This is a genomic window from Blastococcus sp. MG754426 (assembly GCF_021699055.1).
Classification (GTDB): domain Bacteria; phylum Actinomycetota; class Actinomycetes; order Mycobacteriales; family Geodermatophilaceae; genus Blastococcus.
Genome location: NZ_SSXC01000009.1, coordinates 1 through 24,284 on the forward strand (window position 1 = coordinate 1; position 24,284 = coordinate 24,284).

Sequence of the window (24,284 nt, forward strand, 5' to 3'; positions counted from 1 at the left end):
CCCCCGCCAGCCTTCGACGCCCCCCGCCAGCCTTCGATGCCCCCCCGCCGGCCTTCAGCAGCCGCCGGCGACCGAGGGCAGCACCTGCACCACGGCGCCGTCGCGGACCGCCGTCGCCAGCCCGCCCTGCCAGCGCACGTCCTCCCCGTCGACGTAGACGTTGACGAACCGCCGGACCGCGCCCGCCTCGTCCCGGATCCGCCGGCCCAGCACCGGGTGCGCTGCGGCGACCGCGTCGAGGACCGCGGCCAGCGTGGCGCCGTCCGGATCGACCCGCAGGTGCCGCGACCCGCCCGCGAGGTCGGCCAGCGACCCCGGCAGCACCACCTCGACGTGCACGCCGGCCCCCGTCACGGCAGCCGGGCCGCCCGCACGACGAGCACGTCGGGCAGGTGCTCGGCCACCAGGGTGAACGTCTCCCCCTCGTCGGCGCTGGCGTAGACGCAGCCGTCGCGGGTGCCGAGGTACAGGCCGGTGCGCTCGTGGTCGTCGGTGCAGAAGGCGTCGCGCAGCACCGCGGTCCAGGCGCCGTCGGGGAGCCCGGCGCCGACCTCGGTCCAGCTGTCGCCGGCGTCGTGGGTGCGGTGCACGCGGAGCCGGCCGTCCGGGGGCACGCGCTGCACGTCGGCGACCAGCGGGACGACCCAGGCGGTGCCCGGCGCGTTCGGCGAGGCGGCGATCGGGAAGCCGAAGTCGGCGGGGAGCCCGTCGGCGATCGACGTCCACGACCCGCCGCCGTCGTCGGTGCGGAAGACGCCGAAGTGGTTCTGCGCGTACATCCGCGCAGGGTCCCCCGCGTCCACCGCGACCTTGTGCACGCACTGCCCGTACTCCGGCGGCTCCGGCAGGAAGACGGCGCTGATGCCCCGGTTGCGCGGGGTCCACCCGGTGGCGCCGTCGTCGCTGGCGTAGACGCCGCCGGTGCTCATCGCGACGGTGACCCGGTCGCTCGCCGGATCGGGCAGCACGGTGTGCACCGCGCCGCCGCCGGCCCCGGGTTCCCAGGTGGGCCGGTGGGGGTGGTCCCACAACCCCCGCACCAGCGTGAAGCTGCAGCCGCCGTCGGTGCTGCGCCAGAGCGAGTGGGGCTCGCACCCGGCCCAGACCAGGTCCGGGCGGTCGGCGGTGTCCGGGCGCAGCTGCCACACCCGGCCGAGCGCGGCGCCGGTGTCCTCCGGGAAGCGGATGGCGCCGTGGTCGGTCTCCTGCCAGGTGCGGCCCAGGTCGTCCGACCAGGTGACCGACGGTCCCCAGTGCCCGTACTGGACCCCCGCCAGCACCCGGGGCACCGGGCGACGGGTGTCCACGGAGACGGCCGCCACCTCCTGCGCCAGCAGGTGCGGCCCGTCCAGGGACCACGTGCGGCGGTCGTCGTCGCTGCGGGCGAGCCACAGCCCCTTGCGCGTCCCGATGGCCAGCAGATCGGTCATGGCACCCCTCCGGTTCGGCGGTCCTCGGGGTGAGGACCGCCGCGGGGGTGGGAACTGAGCGGTCGGGCCTCAGATCCGCGAGGCGCCGCCCTCGGGGTGCGGCTGGCGGCCGTCGGAGGCGACGTCGGGCGCCAGCCGCTGGGCCTCCGCGCGCAGCTGCTCGGCGGCGGTGCGGTCCTCGTCGGCGCGGGCGGCGCGCTGGCGGGCCTCCTGCTCGGCGAGCGCAGCGCGCTCCTGGACCTCGGCGAGCTCCCGGCGGGCGCGGGCCGCCTGCTCCTCGGCGAGCGCCTGCTCCTTCTCGGCGCGGGCGCCGCGGATCTCGGCCTCGCGCAGGTGGTCGCGGGCCTCCTCCCGCTGCTGCGCCCGCTTGCGGGCCCCCGTGGTCCGCGAGCGCCTGGTGAGCGCGAACGCCACCAGGGCCAGCAGCACCAGCGCCACCACGACCAGCACGACGATCAACCACGGCTCCACGGCGATCCCCTCCTCGGATGCGCCGACGTGGTGCCCCCCGGGGGTCTCGCGGAAACCCTCGGCCGGCTACGCCAGCGCGCTGCCGGCGACCCACTCCTCCCACGGGATGGCCCAGTCGTAGATGGCGCCGTCGGCGGCCGAGAGCGTCGGGCCGATCGAGTTCTCGATCTCCACGACGTCGCCGGGCTGCGAGAACTCGAAGAACCAGGCGGCGCGCTCGGTCGAGAGGTTGATGCAGCCGTGCGAGACGTTCTCGTTGCCCTGCTGCGCGACCGACCACGGCGCGGCGTGCACGAACTCCCCGTTGTCGTTCAGCCGGACCGCGTACTCCACCGGCGTCCGGTAGCCGTTGGGGCTGTCGACCGGGGTGCCGTAGGTGCTCGAGTCCATGACCCGGTTGCGGTTGAGCTCGGTGACCACGTGCGGGCCGTTGCGGCTCGGGAACTCCGGACCGCCCGCGCTCATCGGGAAGGTCTGCACCAGCTCGTCGCCGTCGTAGACGCGCATGGTGTGCGTCGCGGCGTCGGCGACCGACACGTGCCGCTCACCGATCGAGAAGGAGATCGAGCGGTCCTTCTCGCCCCACACGCCGTCGCCGAAGTCGACGCCGTAGAGGTTCGCGTCCACGGTGACGTCGGTGTGCGCGGGCCAGTACGTGGACGGGCGGAAGTGCACCTCGGTGTCGCTGAACCAGCTCCAGACGCCGTCGGTGGGCGTCGAGCTCGTCACCACGAGGTTGCGCTCGACCGCGGCCTTGTCCTCCACCGGCTCGGAGAAGTAGACCCGGATCGGCATCCCGACGCCCACGGTCTGGCCGTCGAGCGGGCCGATCCCCGGGGTCACCACCGACACCGGGTCCACCGTCGTGAACGACGACGTCGCCGTGGCCGGCTCCGCCGGGTCCCCCGAGGCGGTCGCGGTGAGCGTGTAGCCGGTGCCGTAGGCCAGCGGGGTCTCCGGCGCCCAGAGCACCGTGCCGTCGCCGTCCTCGTCGTCCTCGAGGGCGCCGGGGACGACGGTCCCGGCCGCGTCCGTGAGGCCGACCTCGCCGAGCTCGCCGCCGGTGACCGAGATCTCCAGCGGCACCACGGGCGAGACGTCCACCGCTCCGTCGGCGACCGCCAGCCGGACCGTCGCCGGCTCGGCTGCGGCGGGCGGCTGGGGCGGTCCCCCGGCCTCCGACCCGCTGCAGCCGGTCAGCAGGGCCAGCGCCCCGGCAGCGAGCACCATGCCTGTGCGACGCACCTCGTCCTGCTCCTCTCCCCCTGCTCCCGCCCGGACGCGGACCGGAGCACCCCGCCCAGTGTCCACGCCCGGGACGACGACCGGGGTGGGACCCGCGCCACGGGCCCTGGGCGGCGGCTGCCGGGACGTGGTGGAGAGCACCCTCCCCCGGTTCGGGCTGCGGGCCGGGCGCTGGTATCGTTCTCGTTCGTGCCCGGCCGCCGGGCGCACCGCGCCATTAGCTCAATTGGCAGAGCAGCTGACTCTTAATCAGCGGGTTCGGGGTTCGAGTCCCTGATGGCGCACCACCACCGACGCCCCGCCGGGTCCCACCCGGGCGGGGCGTCGGCGTCCCGACAGGTGTCCGGGGATCCGACCCTGTATCGGCACCGCCGAGGCCCGTGACGGTTGACACCTGCTCCCGGTCTGCGAGTCTGCTCGAGGACGTCGACGTCGAGCAGCACGGGGGCAGCATGCGCACCGGGCTCACCCGAAGCAGGTCCCCGAGGACGACGACCGGTCGCAAGCGCCGCGTCCTCCGTTCATCCTCGATCACGGCTCTGGCGTCGGCCGCCGTCGTCGTGGGCATGCCCGGCACCGCCTCGGCCGTGCCGATCAACGACTGCCCCGCATCGATCCGGTCGGTCCTCGACCAGACACCGGCGACCTACACGCAGAACGTCGCGCTGACCTTCGACGACGGGCCCTCGCCACGGTGGACGCCGCAGGTGCTCGACGTCCTGGCCGCGTACGGGATCCACGCCACGTTCTTCGTCCTGGGCACACATGCCGAGGACAACCCGGACCTGGTCCGGCGGATCATCGCCGAGGGCCACTCCATCGGGAACCACACCCAGACCCACCCCGACCTGGACACGCTCTCCCGGTCGGCGCAGGCGTCGCAGATGGACAGCGCCACGGGCGCGATCTACGCCGCGAGCGGCCTGCACCCGTGCTTCTTCCGGGGTCCGGGGGGCTCGCACCACGGCGCCTCCGTCCAGGAGGAGGCGTGGGCCCGGGACATGACCATCGCCGACTGGTCGAACGACCCCCGCGACTGGGCGGCTCCCGACAGCCTCAGCCCCTCCTACCAGGACACGATCGTGGAGCGGGCCACGAACCCGGTGTACGACCACCCCATCGTGCTGCTGCACGACGGCCCGCCGGTCAACTACCGGCAGAACACGATCGAGGCGCTGGGCCGCATCATCGAGTCCTACCAGTCCCGCGGGTACGTCTTCACCGACCCGGCCGGGCAGCAGTTCGACGCGAGCGCGATCGCGATGCACTACAACGCGCTGGGCGGGCCGGCGAGCGTCCTGGGCGAACCGCTCATCAGCCAGACGCCGACCCCGGACGTCGAGGGCGCCTACGGTCACTTCGAGGGCGGCTCCATCTACTGGTCCCCCGGCACCGGCGCCCACGAGATCCGCGGCCCGATCTACAGCTTGTGGGCAGACCTGGGGTGGGAGAACTCCTTCCTCGGCTTCCCCGCCACGGACCGGATCCCCACCCCCGACGTCGACGGCGCCTACAACCACTTCCAGGGCGGCTCCATCTACTGGTCCCCCGACACCGGCGCCCACGAGATCCACGGCCCCATCTACGACACCTGGGCCACCCTCGGCTGGGAGAACTCCGCACTCGGCTTCCCGACCAGCGACGAGTACGACATCGACGGCGGCCGGCGCAGCGACTTCCAGAACGGCTACATCACCTGGACGCCGTCCGACGGCACCGTCGTCCACGAGACCGGCTGAGCCCTCGGGTCCGGCCGCGACGCACGGGACGGGCGGACGGGAGCCGTAGGGTGCGCCGGTGAGCTGGAAGCGCGCCGTGTTCGCGCTGTTCGCCGTCGCGGCGGGCACCAACGTCCCCACCCCGCTGCTGCTGGTCTACCAGGAGCGGCTCGACCTCTCCGCCGAGGTCCTGACGGCGCTGTTCGGCTGCTACGCGGCCGGCCTGGTGCCGGCGCTCCTGCTCGCCGGCCCGCTGTCGGACCGGCTGGGCCGGCGGCGGGTGGCGCTCCCGGGCATCGTGCTCTCCGGCCTGGCCTCGCTCGCCTTCGCCGCGGCTGGGGACTCCCTGCTCCTGCTGTTCGGCGCCCGCTTCGCGCAGGGCGTGGTCAGCGGCATCGTCTTCAGCGTCGGCAGCGCCTGGGTCGGCGAGCTGTCGAAGGCCTCCGGGGAGGGCGCCGGTGGGCGGCGCGCCGCCGTCGCCATGACCGCCGGGTTCTCCCTCGGGCCGCTGACCAGCGGGCTGCTCGGCGAGTACGCCCCGGCGCCGACCGTGCTCCCCTACCTGGTGCACACGGTGCTCGTCCTGGTGGGCCTGGCGGCCGCGGTGCGGCTACCCGAGACGGTCGACCTGCTCCCCGGACGGCGCGGCGGCACGGGAGCGCCGCCGGTCGCGCCCCTGGTGCGCCGCGGCGACGCGCTGCTGGTCCTCAGCGTGCTGGCCCCGGTGGCGGTCTGCGTCTACGCCTTCCCGTCGACGGTCATCAACGCGGTGCCGCTGCTGGTGCAGCTGCCCTCGGCCGGGGTGGCGGTCACCGGTGTGCTCGCCGGGGTGACGCTCGGCGCGGGAACGGTCGTCGCCGGGCTGCAGCGCCGCCTGGGCGCGTGGACCGCCGTCGTCGGCACCGGGGCCGGCACGCTCGGCTTCGGGTGCGCCGCCGCGTTCGCCGCCACCGGCGCGCTCCCCTGGCTCGTCGTGGCCGCCCCGCTGCTCGGCGCCGGCGGTGGCCTGTGCCTGGCGGCCGGGCTGACACTGACCGCCCGGCTCGCCGCCCCCTCCCGGCTGGGCGCCCTGACGTCGCTGTTCCTCTCCTTCGCCTACCTCGGGTTCGCCGCGCCGTTCGCGATCGCCCTGGCCGCACGGGCGACGACGGCGACCCTGCCGCTGGCCGCGGCCGCCGCGCTCGCCGCGCTGCTCACCCTGCGCCTCGTGCCGGTCTCCCGCGCCGGCCGGCTGTAGGGGCTCACCGGGTCAGACCGGCTGCAGCGCCTCGATCTCCACCCGGATGACGTCCAGCGCGGCCGCCGCCCGGCGGCGGGACTGCCGGGGCGTCTCCCCCACCGTCAGGACGTGGCCGAGGTGCGCCCGGCGGCAGGAGGCCGGTTCGGCCGCATCACCGACGTCGGCGAACACCTCCGCGACGAGCAGCCCCGGGATGTCAGCCGCCTCGCGCAGGCCCGACACCGCGCGGACCCGGCCGGTGGCGTGGGAGCCGAGCAGGAGCTGGGTGCTGGCCGCGACGCCCGCCCGCCCCCCGGGGGCGGGCCGGTCCAGCAAGCGGGCCACGACGAGGTCGGCGGTGTCCAGCCCGCTCACCTGGTCCACGCAGGCGTGCGCTCCGGCATCGGCCGGCCGCGGCGCCAGCGCGACCAGCCGCGGACCGGACGGCCCGAGCACGAACTCCAGGTGGAAGGGCCCCAGCTCGTACCGGCAGGCGGCGAGCACGGCCGCGACGAAGGGCGCGGCGTCGGGCGACGGCGGCCGGGTGGTGGCGGTGAGCAGCACCGCAGCAGGGTGCGGCGGGGGCGTGGATGCCAGCTCGCTCCAGGCGTGCACCGCCACGGCACCGCCGTCCACGTACCCGTCGGCGGCGTACCGGGGCCCGGCCACGTGCTCCCCGATCACCAGGCGGCCGGCTGACAGCGTCCCCGGGCCGCAGCAGGCGCGGGCGGCGAGCACCCGCAGCTCGCCGTCGTCGTGCACCGGGCCGACCCGGGTGCCGGCACCGTCCACCTCGACCGTGCAGGGGTGCCCGACCGGCGAGGCCGGCGCCGGCGCGTCGGCGCGGAGCACCGCCCAGCGGCCGTCGGGGATGCCCGCCGCCGCCAGCGCCTCGCGCCGGGCGACGGCGTCGCCGGTCACGACCGGGGACGCGGGGTCGGGGCCGCGCAGCCCCAGTTCCCGGGCGGCGACGGCGGCCGGCCCGGTGGTGCCCTGCGCCCAGCCGGCGAGCGCGGCCACCCGCCCCGGCAGGGAGCGCACGGCCGCGGCGATCGCACCGGCGTCGCCGGTGTCGCAGTCGAGCCAGCGGTCGACGAGCCAGTCGACGTCCTCGCCGTAGGAGCGCCGTCGACGCGTCAGCACGGCCGTGCGCAGGCCCCGGGCGCGCGCCCGCTCGAGCACCGCCGCGCCCGCCGCGTCCAGCCGCTCACCGGCGGCGAACTCCGGTCGCGCAGCCGGGACGCGCCCCTGCACCTCGACGGAGACGAACCACGGCTCATCGGCGCCGGCCGGGTCGCCGGGCACGCGTTCGCACACGGCGCCTCCCCCCGTCGGCCGGTCGTCGCCCGCGGAACGTACCGGCCGGTCCGCCTCGACGGAACAGGTTCGGCCGCGCCATGTCGGAGGCGGGAAGCAGCGGGTCGGGCGGTCGGTTGTCGGTGGGGTGGACCCAGCCCAGCCGCCGCGCGACGTCGACGTCGTGGTGATCGGTGCCGGGCAGGCCGGCCTCTCCACCGCCTGGGCGCTGGCCCGTCAGGGCTTCGAGCGGGGCACCGGGTTCGTCGTGCTCGACGGCGAGGAGGCGCCCGGCGGTGCCTGGCGGCACCGGTGGCCCTCGCTCACCCTGGGCAGCACCCACCGGGTGCACGACCTGCCGGGCCTGGCGTTCCGACCCGAGGACGACGCCGCACCCGCCCTGGAGACCGTGCCCGCCTACTTCGCCGAGTACGAGCGGCGCTTCGCGCTGCCGGTGGTGCGGCCGGTGCGGGTGACCGCCGTCGAGCGGGCCGACGACGACCGGTTCGCCGTCGCGACCGACCGGGGCACCTGGACCGCGCGCGCCGTCGTGAACGCCACCGGCACCTGGACCCGGCCGTTCGTCCCGCGCTACCCCGGGCAGGAGCTCTTCCGCGGGCGGCAGCTGCACACCGTGGACTACCGCTCCGCGGAGGAGTTCCGCGGGCAGCACGTCGTCGTCGGCGGCGGCGGCGCCTCGGCCACCCAGCTGCTGGCCGAGATCTCCCGGGTGACCTCGACGACGTGGGTCACCCGCCGGCCACCGGTCTGGCGCGAGGGCCCGTTCGACGAGGCCGCCGGCCGCGCCGTCGTCGCCGAGGTGGAGCGGGCCGTCCGGGAGGGCCGCCGACCGGGCAGCGTCGTGGGGCTCACCGGCCTGCTCACCTCGGCGCCCTACGTGCGCGACGGGCTCGAGCGCGGCGTCCTCCGGCGGCTGCCGGTGTTCGACCGGATCACCCCCGACGGCGTGGCCTGGGATCGTCCGGCCACCCACGCACCCACGGCCGTCCGCGCCGACGTCATCCTCTGGGCCACCGGGTTCCGCGCCGCGGTCGGCCACCTGGCCCCGCTGCGGCTGCGCACCCCCGGCGGGGGCTTCCGCGTCGAGGGCACGCAGGTCGCCGGCGAACCGCGCCTCCACCTGGTCGGCTACGGACCCTCGGCGAGCACGATCGGCGCCAACCGGGCCGGGCAGGCCGCCGCGCGCGCCCTGCGGCGGGAGCTGCACCCGGGGATGCCCCTGCCCCGCACGGCCTGAGCGCCAGGAAGCTTTCAGGGTCCGATCAGGGCGCTCCCCGATGTGCCCGGCGCAGCGCGGCCGACAGGCTGCTGGGCATGACTTCCCGACCGATCCCCGGAGGCCCGCGATGATCGAGGCGCGGGGCCTGACCAAGAAGTACGGCGACCGCACGGCCGTCGACGGCATCTCCTTCACCGTGCACCCGGGCCGGGTCACCGGCTTCCTCGGGCCCAACGGTGCCGGCAAGTCCACGACCATGCGCATGCTGCTGGGGCTGGACCGGCCCACCGCCGGCAGCATCACCGTGCACGGGCGCAGCTACGCCGACTTCCCCGCGCCGCTGCGGCAGGTCGGCGCGCTGCTGGAGGCCCGCGCCCTGCACCCGGGGCGCTCGGCGCGCGACCACCTCCGCTGGATGGCGGCGAGCAACGGGCTGCCGGTGCGCCGCGTCGACGAGGTGCTCGACCTCGTCGGCCTGACCGACGTCGCCGGGCAGCGGGTGGGCCGTTTCTCCCTCGGCATGGGCCAGCGGCTGGGCATCGCCGTCGCCCTGCTGGGCGACCCGCCGGTCGTCGTGCTCGACGAGCCGGTCAACGGGCTGGACCCCGAGGGCATCCGCTGGGTGCGCACGCTGACCCGGCAGCTGGCCGCCGAGGGTCGCACCGTCTTCCTCTCCAGCCACCTGATGAGCGAGATGGCGCTCACCGCCGACCACCTCGTGGTCATCGGGCGGGGCCGGGTGCTGGCCGACTGCTCGATGCCCGACTTCATCGCCGAGCACGCCGCCTCCTACGTGCGGGTGCGCAGCCCGCAGACGGCCCAGGTGGCCGACCTGCTGCGCCGCGACGGCCTGGAGGTCACCGCCGTCGACGACGAGCTGCGGGTGCAGGGCCGCGACGCCGCCGCCATCGGCGAGCTCGTCGGCCGGCAGGGGCACCTGCTGCACGAGCTCACCCTCGTCAGCTCCTCCCTCGAGGAGGCCTTCATGACCCTCACCGCCGCGAGCGTCGAGTACACCACCCGCGACCGGACCCCCGCAGGAGCCACCCGATGACCGGAACCCTCAGCACCCCGGCCCCCGACACCGTCGCGCTGGACCCGGACCGGCACGTGCCCGGCGTCCGCGAGCCCGGCTTCGCGCAGACCCTCCGCGCCGAGTGGATCAAGTTCTGGTCGGTGCGCTCGACGCCGTGGTCGGTCGGCGCCCTGGTCACCCTGGGCGCGGGCCTGACCGTGCTCGTCTGCGCGGTCAGCGCCGCGGACCTGGCGGCGGGCACCACCGGCGAGGCCGCGGGCTCCTTCATCACCTGGGGCATGACGGTCGCGCAGATCACCGCCATCGTGCTCGGGGCGCTCGTGGTCACCAGCGAGTACGGCACCGGGATGATCCGGGCGACGCTGACCGCGACCCCGCACCGCGGGCGGGTGCTGGCGGCCAAGGCGCTGGTCCTCACCGGCACGCTGTTCGTCGCCGGCGCGGTCACCGCCGTCCTCGGCTACCTCGGCGGCAACTGGTTCCTCGAGCAGGAGGGCATCGGCCTGGCGCTCGGCGACGACGGCGTGCTGCGGTCGCTCGTCGGCAGCGGGCTGTACATGGCCGGCATCGGGTTGTTCGCCGCCGCCGTCGGGCTGCTCGTCCGGCACACCGCCGCGGCGCTGTCGATCGTGCTGGCCCTGCTGCTGGTGGTCGGCAACATGGTGATGCTGCTGCCGGGCGCCTGGGGCGAGTGGGCGACCAAGCTGATGCCGGGGAACGCGGGCTCCGTCGTCGCCACCCCGGTGTCGTTCAACCCGAACCTGCTCGGACCGTGGACCGGGTTCGCCGTGTTCTGCGCCGAGGTGGCCGCCGTCGTGCTCGCCGGCTACCTGGTGCTGCGCCGTCGCGACGCGTGACCCAGGCGCCCCCGCTGTGCCCCGGCCCCCGCGGCCGGGGCACAGTGGTGCGGTGACCACGCCCGACCCGGCCGCCGAGGGCCGCCGCCGCGCCGACCAGCTCCTGACCGCCCTGACCGCGGGTGACGACGCCGCCGCCGAGCGGCTGCTCGCCGGCCTGGACGAGATCCGCGACCTGGTGTTCGTGGGCGCGGGGCTCACCGTGATCGCCCGCGCCGAGGGCCGGGCGCTGCCCACGGCGCAACGCGCGCAGGCCAGCACCCGCCAGCTCAAGCTCGGGGAGGTGCGCGACGCCAACCGCGACGACCCCGACGGGCTGCGCACCTGGCTGCGGCGCTCGGCCGAGGAGATCCTCTTCCTCCGCTCGCTGCACGCCGCCCGGCCGGGCTGAGCTCAGACGCGGGCGCGCGGGGCGCGGGCGGCCAGCCGCGCCAGCGGCAGCACCGCGGCCAGCGCCACGGCCGACACGACCAGCGTCCAGGGCAGGCCGGCGGCGCCGTAGGCGAACCCGAGCAGCAGCGCCCCGGCCGCCGTGCCCGCGTCGAAGGAGGCGTTCCACAGCGCGCTGGCCGCCGTCGTCCCCCGGTCGCCGGCCCGGGCGAAGGCGCGCAGCAGGGTCAGGTTCTGCACCCCGCCGAAGCCGGCGCCGAACAGCGCAGCCCCCAGCAGCACCCAGCCCGCGCCCCACCACAGCCCCGCACCGGCCACCGCGAGCCCCACCCCGCCGACCAGCACCGAGAGCGGCAGCAGCCGCGCGGTGCCGAGGCGGTCGGCCAGCACGCCGGCGCGCCAGCGGGCCAGCGCGCCGGTCAGCCCCCACAGCAGCAGGGCGGCGGTGGCGAGCCGCCCGTCGGGGCGGTCGATGGGCAGGAAGGTCACGAACCCACCACCGGCCGTCGTCACCACGAACAGCACGAGCGACGGCGCCAGCGCGGCGCGCACCGCGGCCCGGGCGTTGCCGGCCGGGGCCGGCTCCTCGCGGCCGCCGGCCGCCCGCAGCAGCGCGGGGAGGAACACCAGGCCCAGCACCGGTGAGGCCGCCAGCCAGGACAGCACCGCGACGTGCCCGCTCAGCACGAGGGCCACGCCCGCGGGGACGGCGGCCATGTTGGGCAGCGCGATCGCCAGCCCGTACAGGCCGATCGACTCCCCGCGCCGCTCCGGGGGCGCCACCCGCGCCGCCAGCATCGCGCCGAGGACGGTGATGACCGCGAAGCCGGCGCCGCGGACGGCGGAGAGCCCCGAGATCCAGGCGAGACCGTCGTCGAGCACGTAGAAGGGGGACGGCAAGCCCAGCGCGAGCAGCCCCGCCACGAACACCGGGCCCGTGCCGTAGCGGGTGACGAACGCGGGCACCACCGACTGCACCGCGATGGTCGTGAGGAGGAAGACCGCGGTGACCACCCCGGCCGTGCTCTCCGCCGCACCCCCGGCCACCGCGTACGCCGGCAGCGAGGCCAGGGTGAGGAAGTAGCTGGCGAACCCGAGGGCCGTGACGCCCACCAGCGACTGCACCCCGCGCGACCGCCACAGGCGGGCCTGCACCTCCACCGCTCCCCCGCTCCGTCGTCCGTCCGCTGCCCGCAGCATCTCCCGGCGGGCGGGGGCGTCCGCACCCGGGTAGGCACGAGGCGTGGGTGTGCTGACCGTGGGCCACGGGTCCGACGACCGGCACGCCCTCGGCGCCCGGCTCACCCGGGCCGGGGTGGACCTGCTGGTGGACGTGCGGCGGTTCCCCGGCAGCCGCGCCAACCCCGACGTGCGGCGGGAGGCGCTCGCCGCGTGGCTGCCCGAGGCCGGGATCGGCTACCGCTGGGAGGAGCGACTCGGTGGCCGCCGGCGGCTGCCCGCGGGCGAGCCGGTCGCCGATGGGTGGTGGACCGTCGCCCAGTTCGCCGCGTACGCCGCGCACACCCGGACGGCGGAGTTCACCGGAGCCCTCGACGAGGTGCTGGCCGGGGCGGCGGAGGGCACCGTGGCGGTGCTGTGCAGCGAGTACGTGTGGTGGCGCTGCCACCGGCGGCTGATCGCCGACGTCGCCGTCCTGGGGCGGGGGGTGCCCGTCGGGCACCTCATGCCCGACGGCCGGGTGACCCCGCACCGCCCGGCCGACGGCGCGACCCTCGGCGAGGACGGCCTCGTCCACTGGCCCGCCGCCCATGTCGATCAGGTCACCTGATCCTTCCGGGTCCTGGCTCATGGTCGACCGTGCGCCAGGACCCCGTGAGGTGAGCCAGGACGACGGCTGTCCACAGATCCGCGCCATCCGGGCCGGCGACCGCCCCGTCATCGCGAGACTCGACCCGTGCACCCGCTGCTGCGATCACGCGCCGACCGACGACTCGGCGTCTTCACCAGCCAGGAAGCGCTGGCTGCCGGCTACTCGGTCGACGACGTCCGGACGGCGCTGCGGACCGGCCGGTGGACGCGGCTGCGCAAGGGCGTCTACACCGAGTCCGCGCAACTGGCCGCAGCGAGCGAGGTCGACCGCCACCTGATGGCCGGCATGGCCGTTCTGCTGTGCTTGGGCGCCGGTCCGGTGCTCAGCCACGCATCCGCCGCCCGTCGCCACGACCTGCTGCTTCCGAGGTCCGCGGGCGACGACGTCCGCGTGACCGCGGTCGACCAGTGGCGCACCGGCCGCGGCTACCGGGTCGCCCGCGCCAAGCTGCCCGGCACCGACGTCGAGCCCTGGATCGCAGGATTCGCCACCACGACGGTGTCCCGCACCCTCGTCGACTGCGCCCGGGAGTGGTCGCTGCTCGACGCGGTCATCGCCCTCGACGCCGCACTGCAGCGGCGGCGGGTGTGCCGCTCGGACCTGGAGCTCGCCGTGCACGCCGCCCGGCACCGCACGGGAGCCTCTCGCGCGGCACGCGCCGTCGGCCTCAGCGACGGTCGGGCCGAGTCGCCACTGGAGACGGAGGGGCGGCTGGCACTGCTGGCCGCGGGCCTGCCGCGCCCCGAGCTGCAGGTCGACCTGCACGACTCGCGGGGATTCGTGGGCCGCCTCGATGCCTGGTACGAGGAGGCGGCCGTGGCGCTCGAGTTCGACGGGCAGGTGAAGTACAGCGACCCCTACGGGGACCGTTCCCCCCATCAGGTGCTGTGGGAGGAGAAGCGCCGCGAGGACAGCGTCCGCCGTCTCGACGTCCGGGTGCTGCGCATCGCCAAGGCCGACCTCGGCGGCGCCTGGCCGAGGACCGTCGCCGACCTCACCCGGTTGCTCGCGATCCCGTACACGGGCCCACGCCGGTTCACCGTCGTCCGGCGTCCGGAGCCGGGGGCAGGGCTCGACGTCGCCTGAACACGGCGTCCTGGCTCAGCTCCCGTGGTCCTGGCTCACGACCGGCCGTGAGCCAGGACCACGAACGATCAGGTCACCTGATCATCGAGGGCCCCGGGAGCCGCCTCAGCCCATGTGGGGGTAGCGGTGGTCGGTCGGCGGCGCGAACGTCTCCTTGATCGACCGCGTCGAGGTCCACCGCATCAGGTTCTGCTTCGCGCCGGCCTTGTCGTTCGTGCCCGAGGCCCGCCCCCCGCCGAAGGGCTGCTGCCCCACGACGGCCCCGGTCGGCTTGTCGTTGACGTAGAAGTTGCCCGCCGCGTGCCGCAGGAACCTCTGCGCGTGCGCGATCGCGGCCCGGTCCTGCGCGATCACCGCACCGGTGAGGGCGTAGGGCGCCACCGACTCCATCTGGGTCAGCACCGCGTCGTAGTCGGCGTCGTCGTAGACGTGCACCGCGAGCACCGGGCCGAAGTACTCGGTGGTGAAGACCTCGTGCCCGGGGTCGGTGCCCTCGATGATCGTCGGCCGGACGAAGAAGCCCTCGGAGTCGTCCTTCTGCCCGCCGGCCACGATCGAGAGCGCCGGGTCGTCGTCCACCCGGTCGAGGACGCCGGAGAGCTTCGAGAACGACTTCCGGTCGATGACCGCGCCCATGAAGTTCGAGAAGTCGGTGACGTCACCCACCGGCAGCGACTCGGTCACCGCCACCAGGTCGTCGCGCAGCCGCCCCCACACCGACCGCGGCACGTACGCGCGGGAGGCCGCCGAGCACTTCTGCCCCTGGTACTCGAACGCGCCGCGGACCAGCGCCGTCCGGAGCACGTCGACGTCGGCCGACGGGTGGGCGACGACGAAGTCCTTGCCGCCGGTCTCCCCGACGATCCGCGGGTAGCCGCGGTAGGAGGCGATGTTCTCGCCCACGGTGCGCCACAGGTGCTGGAACACCGGCGTGGACCCGGTGAAGTGGATGCCGGCGAGGTCGCGGTCGGCGAGGGCGACGTCGGAGACGGCGACCCCGTCACCCGGCAGCATGTTGATCACGCCGGGCGGCAGGCCCGCCGCCTCCAGCAGCCGCATGAGGAAGTGCGCGGCGAACTGCTGCGTGGGCGCCGGCTTCCACACCACGGTGTTGCCCATGAGCGCCGGCGCGGTCGGCAGGTTGCCGGCGATCGCGGTGAAGTTGAACGGCGTGATCGCGTAGACGAAGCCCTCGAGCGGGCGGTGGTCGGTGCGGTTCCAGGCGCCGGGCGAGGACTCCGGCTGCTCGGCCAGGACCTGCCGCGCGAAGTGCACGTTCCAGCGCCAGAAGTCGATCAGCTCGCAGGCGCTGTCGATCTCGGCCTGCTGCGCCGTCTTGCTCTGGCCGAGCATCGTGGCGGCGTTGAGCGTCTGCCGCCACGGCCCGGCCAGCAGGTCGGCGGCCTTGAGGAAGACCGCGGCGCGGTCGTCGAAGGAGAGCTCCTGCCACGCCGGGGCGGCCTCCTTCGCGCAGCGGACGGCGTCCTGCGCGTCGGCGTGCGTGCTGTGCGCGGAGGTACCCAGGACGGCGGCGTGCCGGTGCGGCTGGACGACGTCGAACCGCTCGCCGGCGGACATCCGCTGCCGGTCGCCGATCGTGGCGGTGAGCTCCACCGGCGCGGCGGCCAGCTCGACGAGCCGCCGCTGCAGCTCGTCGCGCTCGGGGGTGCCCGGCGCGTAGGTGAGCACCGGCTCGTTGCGCGGGGACGGGACACGGGTGACGGCGTCCATGAGAAGACCTCTCGGGTTCACGATCGGGTGGCCAGGGAGCGGAGGAAGAAGGCGACGTTGGCCGGGCGCTCGGCCAGCCGGCGCATGAAGTAGCCGTACCAGTCGGCGCCGTAGGGCACGTAGGCGCGCACGCGGGTGCCGGCGGCGGCCAGCCGGTGCTGCTCGTCGGGGCGGATGCCGAAGAGCATCTGCACCTCCCAGGAGTCGGCGGCCCGGGAGTGCTGGGCCGCGAGCTCGTGCGCGAGGGAGATCAGGCGCGGGTCGTGCGAGCCGACCATCGGGTACCCGGGCCCGCTCATGAGGGTCTCCAGGCAGCGGCGGTAGGCGGCGTCGACGTCCCGCTTGCGCTGGTGGGCGACCTGCTCGGGCTCGTCGTAGGCGCCCTTCACCAGCCGCACCCGCGAGCCGCTCACGGCGAGCGCCTTGGCGTCGTCCACGGTGCGGTGGAGCATCGCCTGCAGGACGGCGCCGGTCGCCGGGTGCTCCTTGCGCAGCTCCGCGACGGCGGCGAGCGTGGAGTCGACCGTGCGGTGGTCCTCCATGTCGAGGGTGACCGTCGTCCCCGCCGCGGAGGCCGCCTCCACGACCGGGCGGACGAGTTCGAGCGCGAGGTCGTGCCCGCCGTCGGGCAGTGCCTGGCCGAACGCCGACAGCTTCACCGACACCTCGGCGGCCGGCCCGAGCCGCAGCGGGGCCAGCGCCTCGAGCGCGGTGAGGTAGGCGTCGCGCGTGCGGCGGGCCTGGGCCCGGTCGGTCACGTCCTCGCCGAGGTGGTCGAGGGTGACCGCGATGCCGTCGGCGGCGAGCGCGCGCACCGCGGCGATGGCGTCGTCCAGCGACTCCCCGGCCACGAAGCGGTCGACCACCCGGCGGGTGGCCGGCGTGCGGGTGACGGCGCGGCGCAGGGCCGGCCGGCGGGAGGCGGCCAGCAAGGCCTTCTGCAGCACCACGGGTCCTCCTCGGGGCCGGCACCACGTGCCCCTCGAACGCTAGGCACCCGCCACCCCTCCGGGCCAGGGACAGATGTCGGGATTCCGCCCGTCTGCTCTCATACAGCTGTACGAGATCCGGGGTGGGGAGGGACGGCGGTGCGCGACGAGCTGCAGGAGCTGGTCGACGAGGTGTCGCGGGTGCTCGGCGCACCGGCGACGCTGGAGGACGCCGGCTTCACGCTGCTGGCCTTCTGCGCGCACGACGACAGCGGGGCCGATCCGATGGACACCGTCCGCACCCGGTCGATCCTCACCCGCAGCTCGACGCCCGAGACCCGGCGGTGGTTCGAGGACTTCGGGATCGCCGCGGCGACCCGGCCGATGCGGACCCCGGCCGATCCCGCGGCCGGGGTGCTCACCCGGCTGGTGCTGCCCGTCCGCCACGAGGACCGCACCCACGGCTACCTGTGGCTGCTCGACGACGGGCGCACCGACCCCGACGACGACGCCGACCCGGCGCTGCGCCGCGCGCTGGACCTGGCCGCCGACGCCGGCCGCGCGCTGGCCGGACGGCCGGCCGACGACCTGGGGCAGGTGCTCGCCGACGCGCTCATCGGCCGCCCCGCGGCCCGCGCCCAGGCTGCCCTGCGGCTCCGCGACCGGCTGCCCGCCGACGGCGCGCAGGTGCTCGTCGCGCTCCGCCCCACCGACGGCCCCCCGGCGCCGGCCCGGCCGCTGCCCGCGGCCGGGGCGGTGGCCACCGTCGTCGACGACGGGATCGCCGTGCTCGTCCCGCTACCGGCGCCCGCGGACCTGCGCCCGGCCGGAGCGCTCGCCGCCGCCTCCCTGGCCACCCTGCCCGCCGGCAGCACCGCGGGCGTCTCGTCGGCCCGGCGCGGCACCGACGACCTGGCCGGCCAGTGGGGCGAGGCCCGGGCCGCGGCACGGGTCGCCGCGGCGGTCGACCGGTTCTTCCCCGTCGCCCGCTGGGGCGAGCTCGGCGGGTGGCGGGCGGCCACGGCGCTGCCCGGCCCCGACCCGGTGCTGGCGCCGCTGCTCGCCGACCCGGTGCTCACGACGACGGCCGAGACCTTCCTCGACTGCGCCGGCAGCGCCGCGCGGACGGCGGCGGCGCTGCACGTCCACCGGCAGACCCTGTACTACCGGCTGGGCCGCATCGCCGCGCTGACCGGCCTGGACCTCGCCGACGGCGACGCCCGCCTGCTGCTGCACGCCGGCCTGCGCGCCGCCCGGCTCTCCGGAGGATCCGGCTGCCACCGCCCGTGATCACCTGGTGTCACATATTCTCCTTGCCGATGGCTGCGGGAGACATGGCTGCGCAGGCGGAACCCCGCAGCGACGACGACGTGCTGCGCGCGCTGCGCACCGGGACGGCCGAGGAGCACCGGCAGCTCGAGGAGACCCTCGACCTGCTCGACCCGGAGCTCGACCGGGCCCGGCTGGTGCAGGTGCTGGGGCTGATGCACGGCTTCTGGACGGCGGCCGAGCGCGGGCTGGACGAGTGGGCCGCGCGCCACCCCGCCGACGCCGCGACCGCGGGCTGGGCGCGCCGCCGCCGGGCCGGGCTGTTCGCCGCGGACCTCGCGGCGCTGGGCGCCCCCGTCCCCGGCGCGGCACCGGGGCTCCCGGCGGTGCCCGGCACCGACGAGGCGCTGGGCCGGCTCTACGTGCTCGAGGGCTCCACCCTCGGTGGCACGTTCATCGACCGCCACCTCGCCGCGCTGCCCCTGCTGGCCGGCGTCCGCCTGCACGCGTTCTCGCCCTACGGTGCCGAGACCGGCGCGATGTGGGCCGCCTACCGTCGGGTCGCCCGCGCGCACGTGGCCGCGGGCGGGAACGCCGACCGGGTGGTCGCCGCGGCCCGGGACGCGTTCCGCGAGCTCTCCGAGTGGTGCCGGCCCGCCGCGCGGGCGCAGGCGGTCGGGGCGTGACCGGGGTCCAGCACGAGATCGAGTTCCTGGCGCCGGGCGAGCAGGTCGACCTCACCAACTGCGAGCGCGAGCCGATCCACGTCCCGGGCAGCATCCAGCCGCGGGGCGTGCTGATCGCCGTCCGTGACCCCGACTGGGTCGTCCAGCAGGTGTCGGAGAACCTCGCCGACCTCACCGGCGTGGACTGGCGGCAGGCGCTGGGCCGCCCGCTGGCCGAGGTCATCGGGGCCGCGCCGGCCCGCGCGGTGATCAGCTCGGCGAGCGCCTTCGGCGACCTCCGCGAGCGCAACCCGGTCGAGATCATCCTCGACGTCGCCGGCGAGCCGGTGCCCGTCGACGCCCTCCTGCACCGCACCGTGATCGACCCCGGGCCGGTGCACGGGGTGGACGGCGAGCCCGTCGCCGCCCCCGAGGAGTCGGTGCCGGTCAGCACCCTCGTCGTCGAGCTGGAGCCGGCGCGCGGGCCGCGGCCGTTCTCCTTCCCGAACACCTACCAGGCGGTGCGCAGCACGGTCGCCGCCCTGGACCGGGCCGGCAGCCTCCAGGAGCTCTACGACATCACCGCGGCGGCCGTGCGCACCCTCACCGGCTTCGACCGGGTGATGGTCTACCGCTACGACGCCGACTACAACGGCGAGGTGGTGGCCGAGGCGAAGGCCGCGCACCTCAACTCCTTCCTCGGCCTGCACTACCCGGCCTCGGACATCCCCGCGCAGGCGCGGGCGCTGTACGAGAAGAACTGGATCCGGCTGATCTCCGACGTCGGCTACGCGCCGGTGCCGATCCAGCCGGTGCACCACCCGGCCAGCGGCCGGCCGCTGGACCTCACCTACTCCGCCCTGCGCAGCGTCTCGCCCATCCACGTGGAGTACCTGCACAACATGGGCGTGCGGTCCTCGATGTCGATCTCCCTGCTGCGCGGCGACAAGCTGTGGGGGCTCATCGCGTGCCACCACTACGACGGCCCGCACGCCCCGCCGTACGCCACCCGGGCCGCGGCGGAGTTCCTCGGCTCCACCCTGTCGGTCCGGTTGATCGACCGGGCGCAGGAGGAGGAGTTCGCCCGGGCGCTGAGCGCGCGGTCCACGCTGGCCTGGCTGACCGCCGCCGCGCTGGACGAGGAGCGGCCGATCACCGAGACGCTGCTGGGCTCTCCCAGCCTGCTGGACCTCCTGGCCGCCGACGGCGTCTCCATGTGCCTCCAGGGCACCCGCGGATCCGCCGGCGCCGCGCTCCCGCCGGAACTGGCGGACGCGATCGCCGCCTGGGCCGCGAGCCGCGGCGAGGACGTCGTCGCGACCGACGCGCTGGCCGCGGCCGCGCCCGGCCTCGGCGCGGTCGACCCCGCGTGCGGCGTCCTGGTGCTGCCCCTGCCCGAGGGCCAGTACGTGCTCTGGTCCCGCGGCGAGGCCGTGCGGCACATCGACTGGGGCGGGGACCCGCACAACAAGGCGATCGCCGAGCGCGAGGGCGATGCCGTCCGGCTCAGCCCGCGCAAGTCCTTCGAGCGCTGGCGGGAGACCGTCCGCGGCCGGTCCGAGTCGTGGTCGGCGCAGGAGACCGCCGAGGCCGCCGAGCTGCGCGTCCACCTGCTGGAGGCGCTCTACGCGCGGTCCCGCAGCATCGTCCGCGCCGCCGAGACCCTGCAGCGCAGCCTGCTGACCGACCCGCCTGAGCCCGACCACCTCGAGGTGGCGGTGCGCTACGTGCCGGCGGCGCGGGAGGCCCAGGTGGGCGGCGACTGGTACGACGTCTTCGAGCAGCCCGACGGCTCGACGGTGCTGGTCATCGGGGACGTCGTCGGCCACGACACCCAGGCCGCGGCGACGATGTCCCAGCTGCGCGGTCTGCTGCGCGGCATCGCCTGGGACAGCGTGGCCGGCCCGGCCGAGGTGCTCTCCCGGATCGACGCCGCGATCGAGGGGCTGGGGCTCGGCGCCATGGCGACGGTGCTGGTCGGCCGGCTCGACCGCCCGGCGGGGCCGGCCGGCGACGGCACCCGGCTGCGCTGGGCCTCCGCCGGGCACCTGCCGCCGCTGCTCGTCGCGCCCGACGGCTCCCAGCGGCTGCTGGTGCCCGACCGCCCCGGCCTGCTGCTCGGCGTGGACCCGTCGCTGCCCCGCACCGAGCACGAGGCGGTGGTCGTCGACGGCTCGACGCTGCTGCTCTACACCGACGGGCTGGTGGAGCGCCGCGACCAGGTCTTCGACGACGGCGTCGACCTGCTCGGCCGGGCGCTCGCCGAACTGCGCCACCTCCCGGTCGCCCGCATGTCCGACGCCCTCATCGGCCGGCTGCTGCCCGAGGGCGGTGAGGACGACGTCGCCCTCGTCGCCGTCCGGCTCCGGGCAGCGGGCGGCTGAGCCCGTCGCTCAGCCGGCGCCGGGCGCGGTGAACCGGGGGGTGAGCCCGTCGTCGGGCGGGCCGCCCCGGTCCGGCAGCGGCCGCTCGTCCTCGGCCGCGCGGACCACCGCGATCGTCTCCAGCGGGTCCGGTGGCCCCGTGCGCGCGCCACGCTCGAGCGCGGCGAGCAGCCGCTCCTCGTCGGGCGCGAGGTCACCGGGACCGAGCCGCCCGCCGGGGCTGCCCGCATCGGAGCCCGACGCCATGGCGGTGTCGGGCGTCGGGTCGTCCGGGGCGTTCATGCGGCAGTTCCTCATGGTCGGTCAGCGGGGGAAGTTCGGCTCGAGCCGGGGGACGACCTGCATCTCGGGGACGAACGCCGACGGGTGCAGGAGCAGCAGCGTGCGGATCGCCTCGGCGACCGCCGACGGCGGCATCATCAGGTGCCCGGGGATGCCCCACTGCTCCATCATCGGGGTGTCCATGGCGGCGGGGATGACGCTCTGCACCCGGCACGGGAACGGCCGCTCGCTGCCGTCCTCCAGGCGCACCGCCTTCTCCCGGAGCTCGCGCTGGATGCAGCGGGTCGCGTTGAGGAAGCCGGCCTTGGAGCCGTTGTAGGCGATCGCCCCGCTGCCCGAGGTGATCGCCGACAGCGAGACCACGTGCACGACGTCGGCGGTGCGCCCCTCGGGCAGGTGCTGCACCCGCTTCACGAACTCGCTGGTGAGGAAGACCGGCCCCTCGCAGTTGACCGCCTGCACCCGCTGGTAGTCGGCGAGGTCGATGTCGGTGATGTAGCCGGGCCGGTCGATGCCGGCGACGTTGACCAGCACGTCGAACGCGTCGCCGTGCCGCTCGAACAGGTCCGCGACGACGGCGCGCCGGCTCTCGTCCTGGGTGACGTCCAGGGCGGCGACCTCGGCGGAGCCGCCGGCCCCGGTCACCCGGGAGAGCGTCTCCTGGCTGCCGTCCGCGTCGATGTCGGCGATCACGACGTGCGCCCCGCCCTCGGCGAGGGCGAGCGCGGTGGCCCGGCCGAGTCCGCTGGCCCCGCCGGTCACGAGCGCGACCCGGCCCTTCAGCGACGCCTCCACAGCTGCTCCTCCGTCGTCCGCGCGTACCCGTCGCGGACAGCCTCGCCGAAAGCCGCCGGGCCCGCAGGTCGGGGCGTCAGCGCCGCGTGGCCCAGACGTCGGCGAGGGTCACCGTGGTCAGCCCCCGCTCGGCGACCAGCTCGAGCAGCTGCCCGTAGACGGTGGTGACCGTGGGGTGGTTGGCGTGGCCGACGACGATCGTCCGTGCGCTGAACCAGCGCCGGGCGGCGGCCACGAGCTCCTCGGCGGTGAGCACCCGGTAGTCCTCGAGGGTGCCGTTCCACATGGCGATCGTCGGGTGCCCGAGGTCGGCGGCGATCCGGTCGGTGCGCTCGTCGTGGGCACCGAAGGGCGGCCGGAAGAAAGGGGTCTCCACGCCGAAGGTCGAGCGCAGGAAATCTCGGTTGCGGCGGATCTCCTCGGCCACCTCGGCGTCCCCCAGCGTGGTGAGGTCGGGGTGGGACCAGGTGTGGTTGCCGAGGGCCACCTGCCCGGAGTCGACCAGCGGGCGCAGCAGCGCGGCGTTGTCCTCCCAGGCGCGGTACCGGCCGTTCGGGAAGAAGGTCATGCGGGTGCCGCTGTCGGCGGCGAAGCGCGCGAACGCCGCGACCACCTCGCTGCTGGTGCCGTCGTCGATGGTGAGCGCCAGCAGGTCCCCTTCGCCTGGCAGCGCGTCGACCACCCCGGCGGGCGGCTCCTGCGGCTCCACCCCGGGGACGCCGCGGTGCACCTGCCGCCACCGTGCGACGGGGTCGCCGACCGGCCCGGGCGACGCCGCGGGGCCGCCGAGCGCGGCCGGGGGCGCGTCCGGCGCGGCTGCACCGCGTGCCAGCGCCGTGCCCGCCACCCCGGCGGCGAGGGCGAGCAGGAACCCTCGACGGTCCATGCGCCGCACGCTAGCGACGGTGGTGCGCCGCGCCGCGGAGGCGGGTGGACGGCGCGTCGCGGCGCCGGGCCACGGGGGTCAGAGGCGGTGCAGGCCCGCCTCCTCGATCAGCCGCGCCTGCTCCCGGCACCACGGGGACCACGCGTCGCCCTCGGTCTCCTGGCGGCGGCGGAACGCGGCCCAGTCCAGCAGCTCCCAGTCACCCACCTCGGTGGGCTCGGGCGCGGGCGAACCGGTGAAGCGCCCGACGTAGACCGGGCACACCTCGTTCTCGACGACCTCCCGGAACTCCGCCCGGTAGCGGTAGCCCGGCAGCGCGGGGCGGAGGTCGGAGACGCCGAGCCCGAGCTCGAAGCCGGCGCGGCGGGCGATCGCGGCCCCGTCGTCCTCACCGGGGCCGGGGTGGCCGCAGACGGTGTTGGTCCACATGCCGGGGAAGGTCGCCTTGCCCTCGGCACGGCGGGTGACCAGCAGCCGGCCGTCGGCGGCGAAGAGGTAGGCCGAGAACGCGCGGTGCAGCGGCGTCTCGCCGTGGTGCACCTGCGGCTTGGGCATCGTGCCGATCTCTCGGCCGTCGTCGTCGAGCAGCACGATGAGCTCGACAGGGGTGGCGGTCACCGGCCCATCGTCCCCGATCGGCCGCGGCGCCGCCCGCCCCCGTGCGGACCGCCCTCGCGCGGGGCACAGTTCCGGGGTGGACAGCTTCCGGCGCGACGGCCTGACCTTCGACGTCCGGGACGCCGGGCCGGCCGACGGCGAGCCCGTCGTCCTCCTGCACGGCTTCCCCCAGGACTCCACCGCCTGGGACCGGGTCGCCCCCGCCCTGCACCAGCACGGTCTGCGCACGCTGGCACCGGACCAGCGGGGCTACTCCCCCATGGCCCGCCCGCGCGGCCGCGCGCACTACCGCCTGCGGGAGACGGCGGACGACGTCGTCGCCCTGCTGGACGCGGCCGGGCTGGGCTCGGCCCACGTGGTCGGGCACGACTGGGGCGGCATCGTCGGCTGGGCGCTGGGCGCGTGGCACCCGGAGCGGGTCCGCACGCTGACGGCGCTCTCCGTGCCGCACCCGGGGGCGATGACGCGGGCGATGGTCACCGGCGACCAGGCGCTGCGCTCCTCCTACGTGGGGCTGTTCCAGCTCCCGGTGCTGCCCGAGCGGCTGCTGCTCGCCGGCGACGGGGCCGCGCTGCGCCGGGTGCTGCGCCACGGCGGGCTGCCCGACGACGCCGTCGACCGCTACGTCCGGCGGATGCGCGAGCCGGCGGCGCTGACCGCCGCCATCAACTGGTACCGCGCCCTGCCGTGGAGCGGTCGCGACCCGGTCGGGAAGGCGCGCGTGCCCACCCTGCACGTCTGGAGCACCGGCGACGCCTTCCTCGGCCGGGCCGCGACCGAGGACACGGCCCGCTTCGTCGACGCGCCCTACCGGCTCGAGGTCCTCGACGACGTGACGCACTGGATCCCCGAGCTCGCCGCGGAGCGGACCGCCGAGCTGGTCACCGCCCACGTCCGCGGCTGAGC

24 protein-coding genes and 1 tRNA gene are annotated in these 24,284 nt (G+C 75.9%); 13 read left to right on the forward strand and 12 right to left on the reverse strand.

The features are described from left to right. Nucleotides 1–54: 54 nt before the first annotated feature. From E9549_RS05610 to E9549_RS05625, 4 genes are all read right to left on the reverse strand, one after another. Nucleotides 55–339 (reverse strand): ubiquitin-like small modifier protein 1, encoded by a 285-nt coding sequence (locus E9549_RS05610; protein WP_236825560.1) that lies wholly within the window; start codon nucleotides 337–339, stop codon nucleotides 55–57. 11 nt (nucleotides 340–350) lie between these two features. After that, nucleotides 351–1,430 (reverse strand): sialidase family protein, encoded by a 1,080-nt coding sequence (locus E9549_RS05615; protein WP_236825561.1) that lies wholly within the window; start codon nucleotides 1,428–1,430, stop codon nucleotides 351–353. A gap of 69 nt (nucleotides 1,431–1,499) precedes the next feature. Further along, the gene (locus E9549_RS05620; protein WP_236825562.1) at nucleotides 1,500–1,901 is read right to left on the reverse strand and encodes a hypothetical protein; all 402 of its coding nucleotides are present in this window, start codon (nucleotides 1,899–1,901) and stop codon (nucleotides 1,500–1,502) included. 66 nt (nucleotides 1,902–1,967) lie between these two features. Next, nucleotides 1,968–3,131: an Ig-like domain-containing protein gene (locus tag E9549_RS05625; RefSeq protein ID WP_236825563.1), complete on the reverse strand. Its 1,164-nt coding sequence runs from the start codon at nucleotides 3,129–3,131 to the stop codon at nucleotides 1,968–1,970. Between the two features lie 226 nt (nucleotides 3,132–3,357). Here E9549_RS05625 and E9549_RS05630 point away from each other — a divergent pair. The 3 genes from E9549_RS05630 (at nucleotide 3,358) to E9549_RS05640 (ending at nucleotide 6,101) form a co-directional block, all read left to right on the forward strand. Next, nucleotides 3,358–3,433 (forward strand) — tRNA-Lys (locus E9549_RS05630). A gap of 279 nt (nucleotides 3,434–3,712) precedes the next feature. Then, on the forward strand, nucleotides 3,713–4,885 hold the full coding sequence (locus E9549_RS05635; protein ID WP_236825564.1) for a polysaccharide deacetylase family protein: 1,173 nt from the start codon (nucleotides 3,713–3,715) through the stop codon (nucleotides 4,883–4,885). Nucleotides 4,886–4,943: 58 nt separating this feature from the next. Further along, on the forward strand, nucleotides 4,944–6,101 hold the full coding sequence (locus E9549_RS05640) for an MFS transporter (RefSeq protein WP_236825565.1): 1,158 nt from the start codon (nucleotides 4,944–4,946) through the stop codon (nucleotides 6,099–6,101). Between the two features lie 12 nt (nucleotides 6,102–6,113). Here the strand turns inward: E9549_RS05640 and E9549_RS24040 are convergent, their stop codons facing one another. Beyond that, nucleotides 6,114–7,400: a hypothetical protein gene (locus E9549_RS24040; RefSeq protein ID WP_236825566.1), complete on the reverse strand. Its 1,287-nt coding sequence runs from the start codon at nucleotides 7,398–7,400 to the stop codon at nucleotides 6,114–6,116. 127 nt (nucleotides 7,401–7,527) lie between these two features. Between E9549_RS24040 and E9549_RS05650 the strand changes: the two genes are divergently transcribed. The 4 genes from E9549_RS05650 (at nucleotide 7,528) to E9549_RS05665 (ending at nucleotide 10,903) form a co-directional block, all read left to right on the forward strand. Continuing rightward, nucleotides 7,528–8,637, forward strand: a complete 1,110-nt coding sequence (locus E9549_RS05650) for an NAD(P)-binding domain-containing protein (RefSeq protein WP_236825567.1) — start codon at nucleotides 7,528–7,530, stop codon at nucleotides 8,635–8,637. A 109-nt stretch (nucleotides 8,638–8,746) separates the two neighbouring features. Continuing rightward, nucleotides 8,747–9,673: an ABC transporter ATP-binding protein gene (locus E9549_RS05655; protein ID WP_236825568.1), complete on the forward strand. Its 927-nt coding sequence runs from the start codon at nucleotides 8,747–8,749 to the stop codon at nucleotides 9,671–9,673. After that, complete coding sequence (locus tag E9549_RS05660) at nucleotides 9,670–10,512, forward strand: ABC transporter permease subunit (RefSeq protein WP_236825569.1); 843 nt, start codon at nucleotides 9,670–9,672, stop codon at nucleotides 10,510–10,512. The genes E9549_RS05655 and E9549_RS05660 overlap by 4 nt, the downstream gene beginning before the upstream one ends. Nucleotides 10,513–10,564: 52 nt before the next feature. After that, nucleotides 10,565–10,903, forward strand: coding sequence for a hypothetical protein (locus tag E9549_RS05665; RefSeq protein ID WP_236825570.1), 339 nt, complete (start codon nucleotides 10,565–10,567; stop codon nucleotides 10,901–10,903). A gap of 2 nt (nucleotides 10,904–10,905) precedes the next feature. Here E9549_RS05665 and E9549_RS05670 read toward each other — a convergent pair whose 3' ends face one another. Further along, entirely contained in the window at nucleotides 10,906–12,057 is a 1,152-nt protein-coding gene (locus tag E9549_RS05670; protein WP_236825571.1) for an MFS transporter, read from the reverse strand. Between the two features lie 88 nt (nucleotides 12,058–12,145). Here E9549_RS05670 and E9549_RS05675 point away from each other — a divergent pair, with 88 nt between their 5' ends. Both E9549_RS05675 and E9549_RS05680 read left to right on the forward strand, forming a co-directional pair. After that, complete coding sequence (locus E9549_RS05675; protein ID WP_236825572.1) at nucleotides 12,146–12,691, forward strand: DUF488 family protein; 546 nt, start codon at nucleotides 12,146–12,148, stop codon at nucleotides 12,689–12,691. Between the two features lie 126 nt (nucleotides 12,692–12,817). Then, nucleotides 12,818–13,819, forward strand: a complete 1,002-nt coding sequence (locus tag E9549_RS05680; protein WP_236825573.1) for a type IV toxin-antitoxin system AbiEi family antitoxin domain-containing protein — start codon at nucleotides 12,818–12,820, stop codon at nucleotides 13,817–13,819. Between the two features lie 105 nt (nucleotides 13,820–13,924). Here E9549_RS05680 and pruA read toward each other — a convergent pair whose 3' ends face one another. Then, complete coding sequence (gene pruA / locus E9549_RS05685) at nucleotides 13,925–15,550, reverse strand: L-glutamate gamma-semialdehyde dehydrogenase (RefSeq protein ID WP_236825574.1); 1,626 nt, start codon at nucleotides 15,548–15,550, stop codon at nucleotides 13,925–13,927. A gap of 17 nt (nucleotides 15,551–15,567) precedes the next feature. Further along, nucleotides 15,568–16,500 (reverse strand): proline dehydrogenase family protein, encoded by a 933-nt coding sequence (locus E9549_RS05690; protein WP_236825575.1) that lies wholly within the window; start codon nucleotides 16,498–16,500, stop codon nucleotides 15,568–15,570. A 138-nt stretch (nucleotides 16,501–16,638) separates the two neighbouring features. On the opposite strand from E9549_RS05690, the gene E9549_RS05695 reads away from it, so the two are divergent. The 3 genes from E9549_RS05695 to E9549_RS05705 are packed head-to-tail and all read left to right on the forward strand — an operon-like array spanning nucleotide 16,639 to nucleotide 20,797. After that, nucleotides 16,639–17,769: a CdaR family transcriptional regulator gene (locus E9549_RS05695; RefSeq protein WP_236825576.1), complete on the forward strand. Its 1,131-nt coding sequence runs from the start codon at nucleotides 16,639–16,641 to the stop codon at nucleotides 17,767–17,769. A 44-nt stretch (nucleotides 17,770–17,813) separates the two neighbouring features. Beyond that, nucleotides 17,814–18,434 (forward strand): biliverdin-producing heme oxygenase, encoded by a 621-nt coding sequence (locus E9549_RS05700; RefSeq protein WP_236825577.1) that lies wholly within the window; start codon nucleotides 17,814–17,816, stop codon nucleotides 18,432–18,434. Beyond that, nucleotides 18,431–20,797 carry a SpoIIE family protein phosphatase gene (locus E9549_RS05705; RefSeq protein ID WP_236825578.1) on the forward strand — a complete coding sequence of 789 codons (2,367 nt, stop codon included), beginning with the start codon at nucleotides 18,431–18,433 and terminating at the stop codon, nucleotides 20,795–20,797. The genes E9549_RS05700 and E9549_RS05705 overlap by 4 nt, the downstream gene beginning before the upstream one ends. A gap of 9 nt (nucleotides 20,798–20,806) precedes the next feature. On the opposite strand, the gene E9549_RS05710 is transcribed toward E9549_RS05705, so the two are convergent. From E9549_RS05710 to idi, 4 genes are all read right to left on the reverse strand, one after another. After that, the gene (locus E9549_RS05710) at nucleotides 20,807–21,079 is read right to left on the reverse strand and encodes a hypothetical protein (RefSeq protein ID WP_236825579.1); all 273 of its coding nucleotides are present in this window, start codon (nucleotides 21,077–21,079) and stop codon (nucleotides 20,807–20,809) included. 21 nt (nucleotides 21,080–21,100) lie between these two features. Continuing rightward, nucleotides 21,101–21,874 carry an SDR family NAD(P)-dependent oxidoreductase gene (locus E9549_RS05715; protein WP_236825580.1) on the reverse strand — a complete coding sequence of 258 codons (774 nt, stop codon included), beginning with the start codon at nucleotides 21,872–21,874 and terminating at the stop codon, nucleotides 21,101–21,103. 76 nt (nucleotides 21,875–21,950) lie between these two features. Beyond that, a complete protein-coding gene (locus E9549_RS05720; protein WP_236825581.1) occupies nucleotides 21,951–22,760 on the reverse strand; it encodes a polysaccharide deacetylase family protein in 810 nt (269 codons plus the stop codon). 78 nt (nucleotides 22,761–22,838) lie between these two features. Continuing rightward, nucleotides 22,839–23,378 carry an isopentenyl-diphosphate Delta-isomerase gene (idi, locus tag E9549_RS05725; RefSeq protein WP_236825582.1) on the reverse strand — a complete coding sequence of 180 codons (540 nt, stop codon included), beginning with the start codon at nucleotides 23,376–23,378 and terminating at the stop codon, nucleotides 22,839–22,841. A gap of 76 nt (nucleotides 23,379–23,454) precedes the next feature. On the opposite strand from idi, the gene E9549_RS05730 reads away from it, so the two are divergent. Further along, the gene (locus E9549_RS05730; RefSeq protein WP_236825583.1) at nucleotides 23,455–24,282 is read left to right on the forward strand and encodes an alpha/beta fold hydrolase; all 828 of its coding nucleotides are present in this window, start codon (nucleotides 23,455–23,457) and stop codon (nucleotides 24,280–24,282) included. Nucleotides 24,283–24,284: the final 2 nt, after the last annotated feature.

Bases quoted from the DNA above. Each gene is read 5' to 3' on its own strand.
- pruA (WP_236825574.1), bottom strand. From the start codon at position 15,550: ATGGACGCCGTCACCCGTGTCCCGTCCCCGCGCAACGAGCCGGTGCTC.
- E9549_RS05625 (WP_236825563.1), bottom strand. From the start codon at position 3,131: ATGGTGCTCGCTGCCGGGGCGCTGGCCCTGCTGACCGGCTGCAGCGGG.
- E9549_RS05720 (WP_236825581.1), bottom strand. From the start codon at position 22,760: ATGGACCGTCGAGGGTTCCTGCTCGCCCTCGCCGCCGGGGTGGCGGGC.
- E9549_RS05660 (WP_236825569.1), top strand. From the start codon at position 9,670: ATGACCGGAACCCTCAGCACCCCGGCCCCCGACACCGTCGCGCTGGAC.
- E9549_RS05710 (WP_236825579.1), bottom strand. From the start codon at position 21,079: ATGAACGCCCCGGACGACCCGACGCCCGACACCGCCATGGCGTCGGGC.
- E9549_RS05700 (WP_236825577.1), top strand. From the start codon at position 17,814: ATGGCTGCGCAGGCGGAACCCCGCAGCGACGACGACGTGCTGCGCGCG.
- E9549_RS05615 (WP_236825561.1), bottom strand. From the start codon at position 1,430: ATGACCGATCTGCTGGCCATCGGGACGCGCAAGGGGCTGTGGCTCGCC.
- E9549_RS05635 (WP_236825564.1), top strand. From the start codon at position 3,713: ATGCCCGGCACCGCCTCGGCCGTGCCGATCAACGACTGCCCCGCATCG.
- E9549_RS05655 (WP_236825568.1), top strand. From the start codon at position 8,747: ATGATCGAGGCGCGGGGCCTGACCAAGAAGTACGGCGACCGCACGGCC.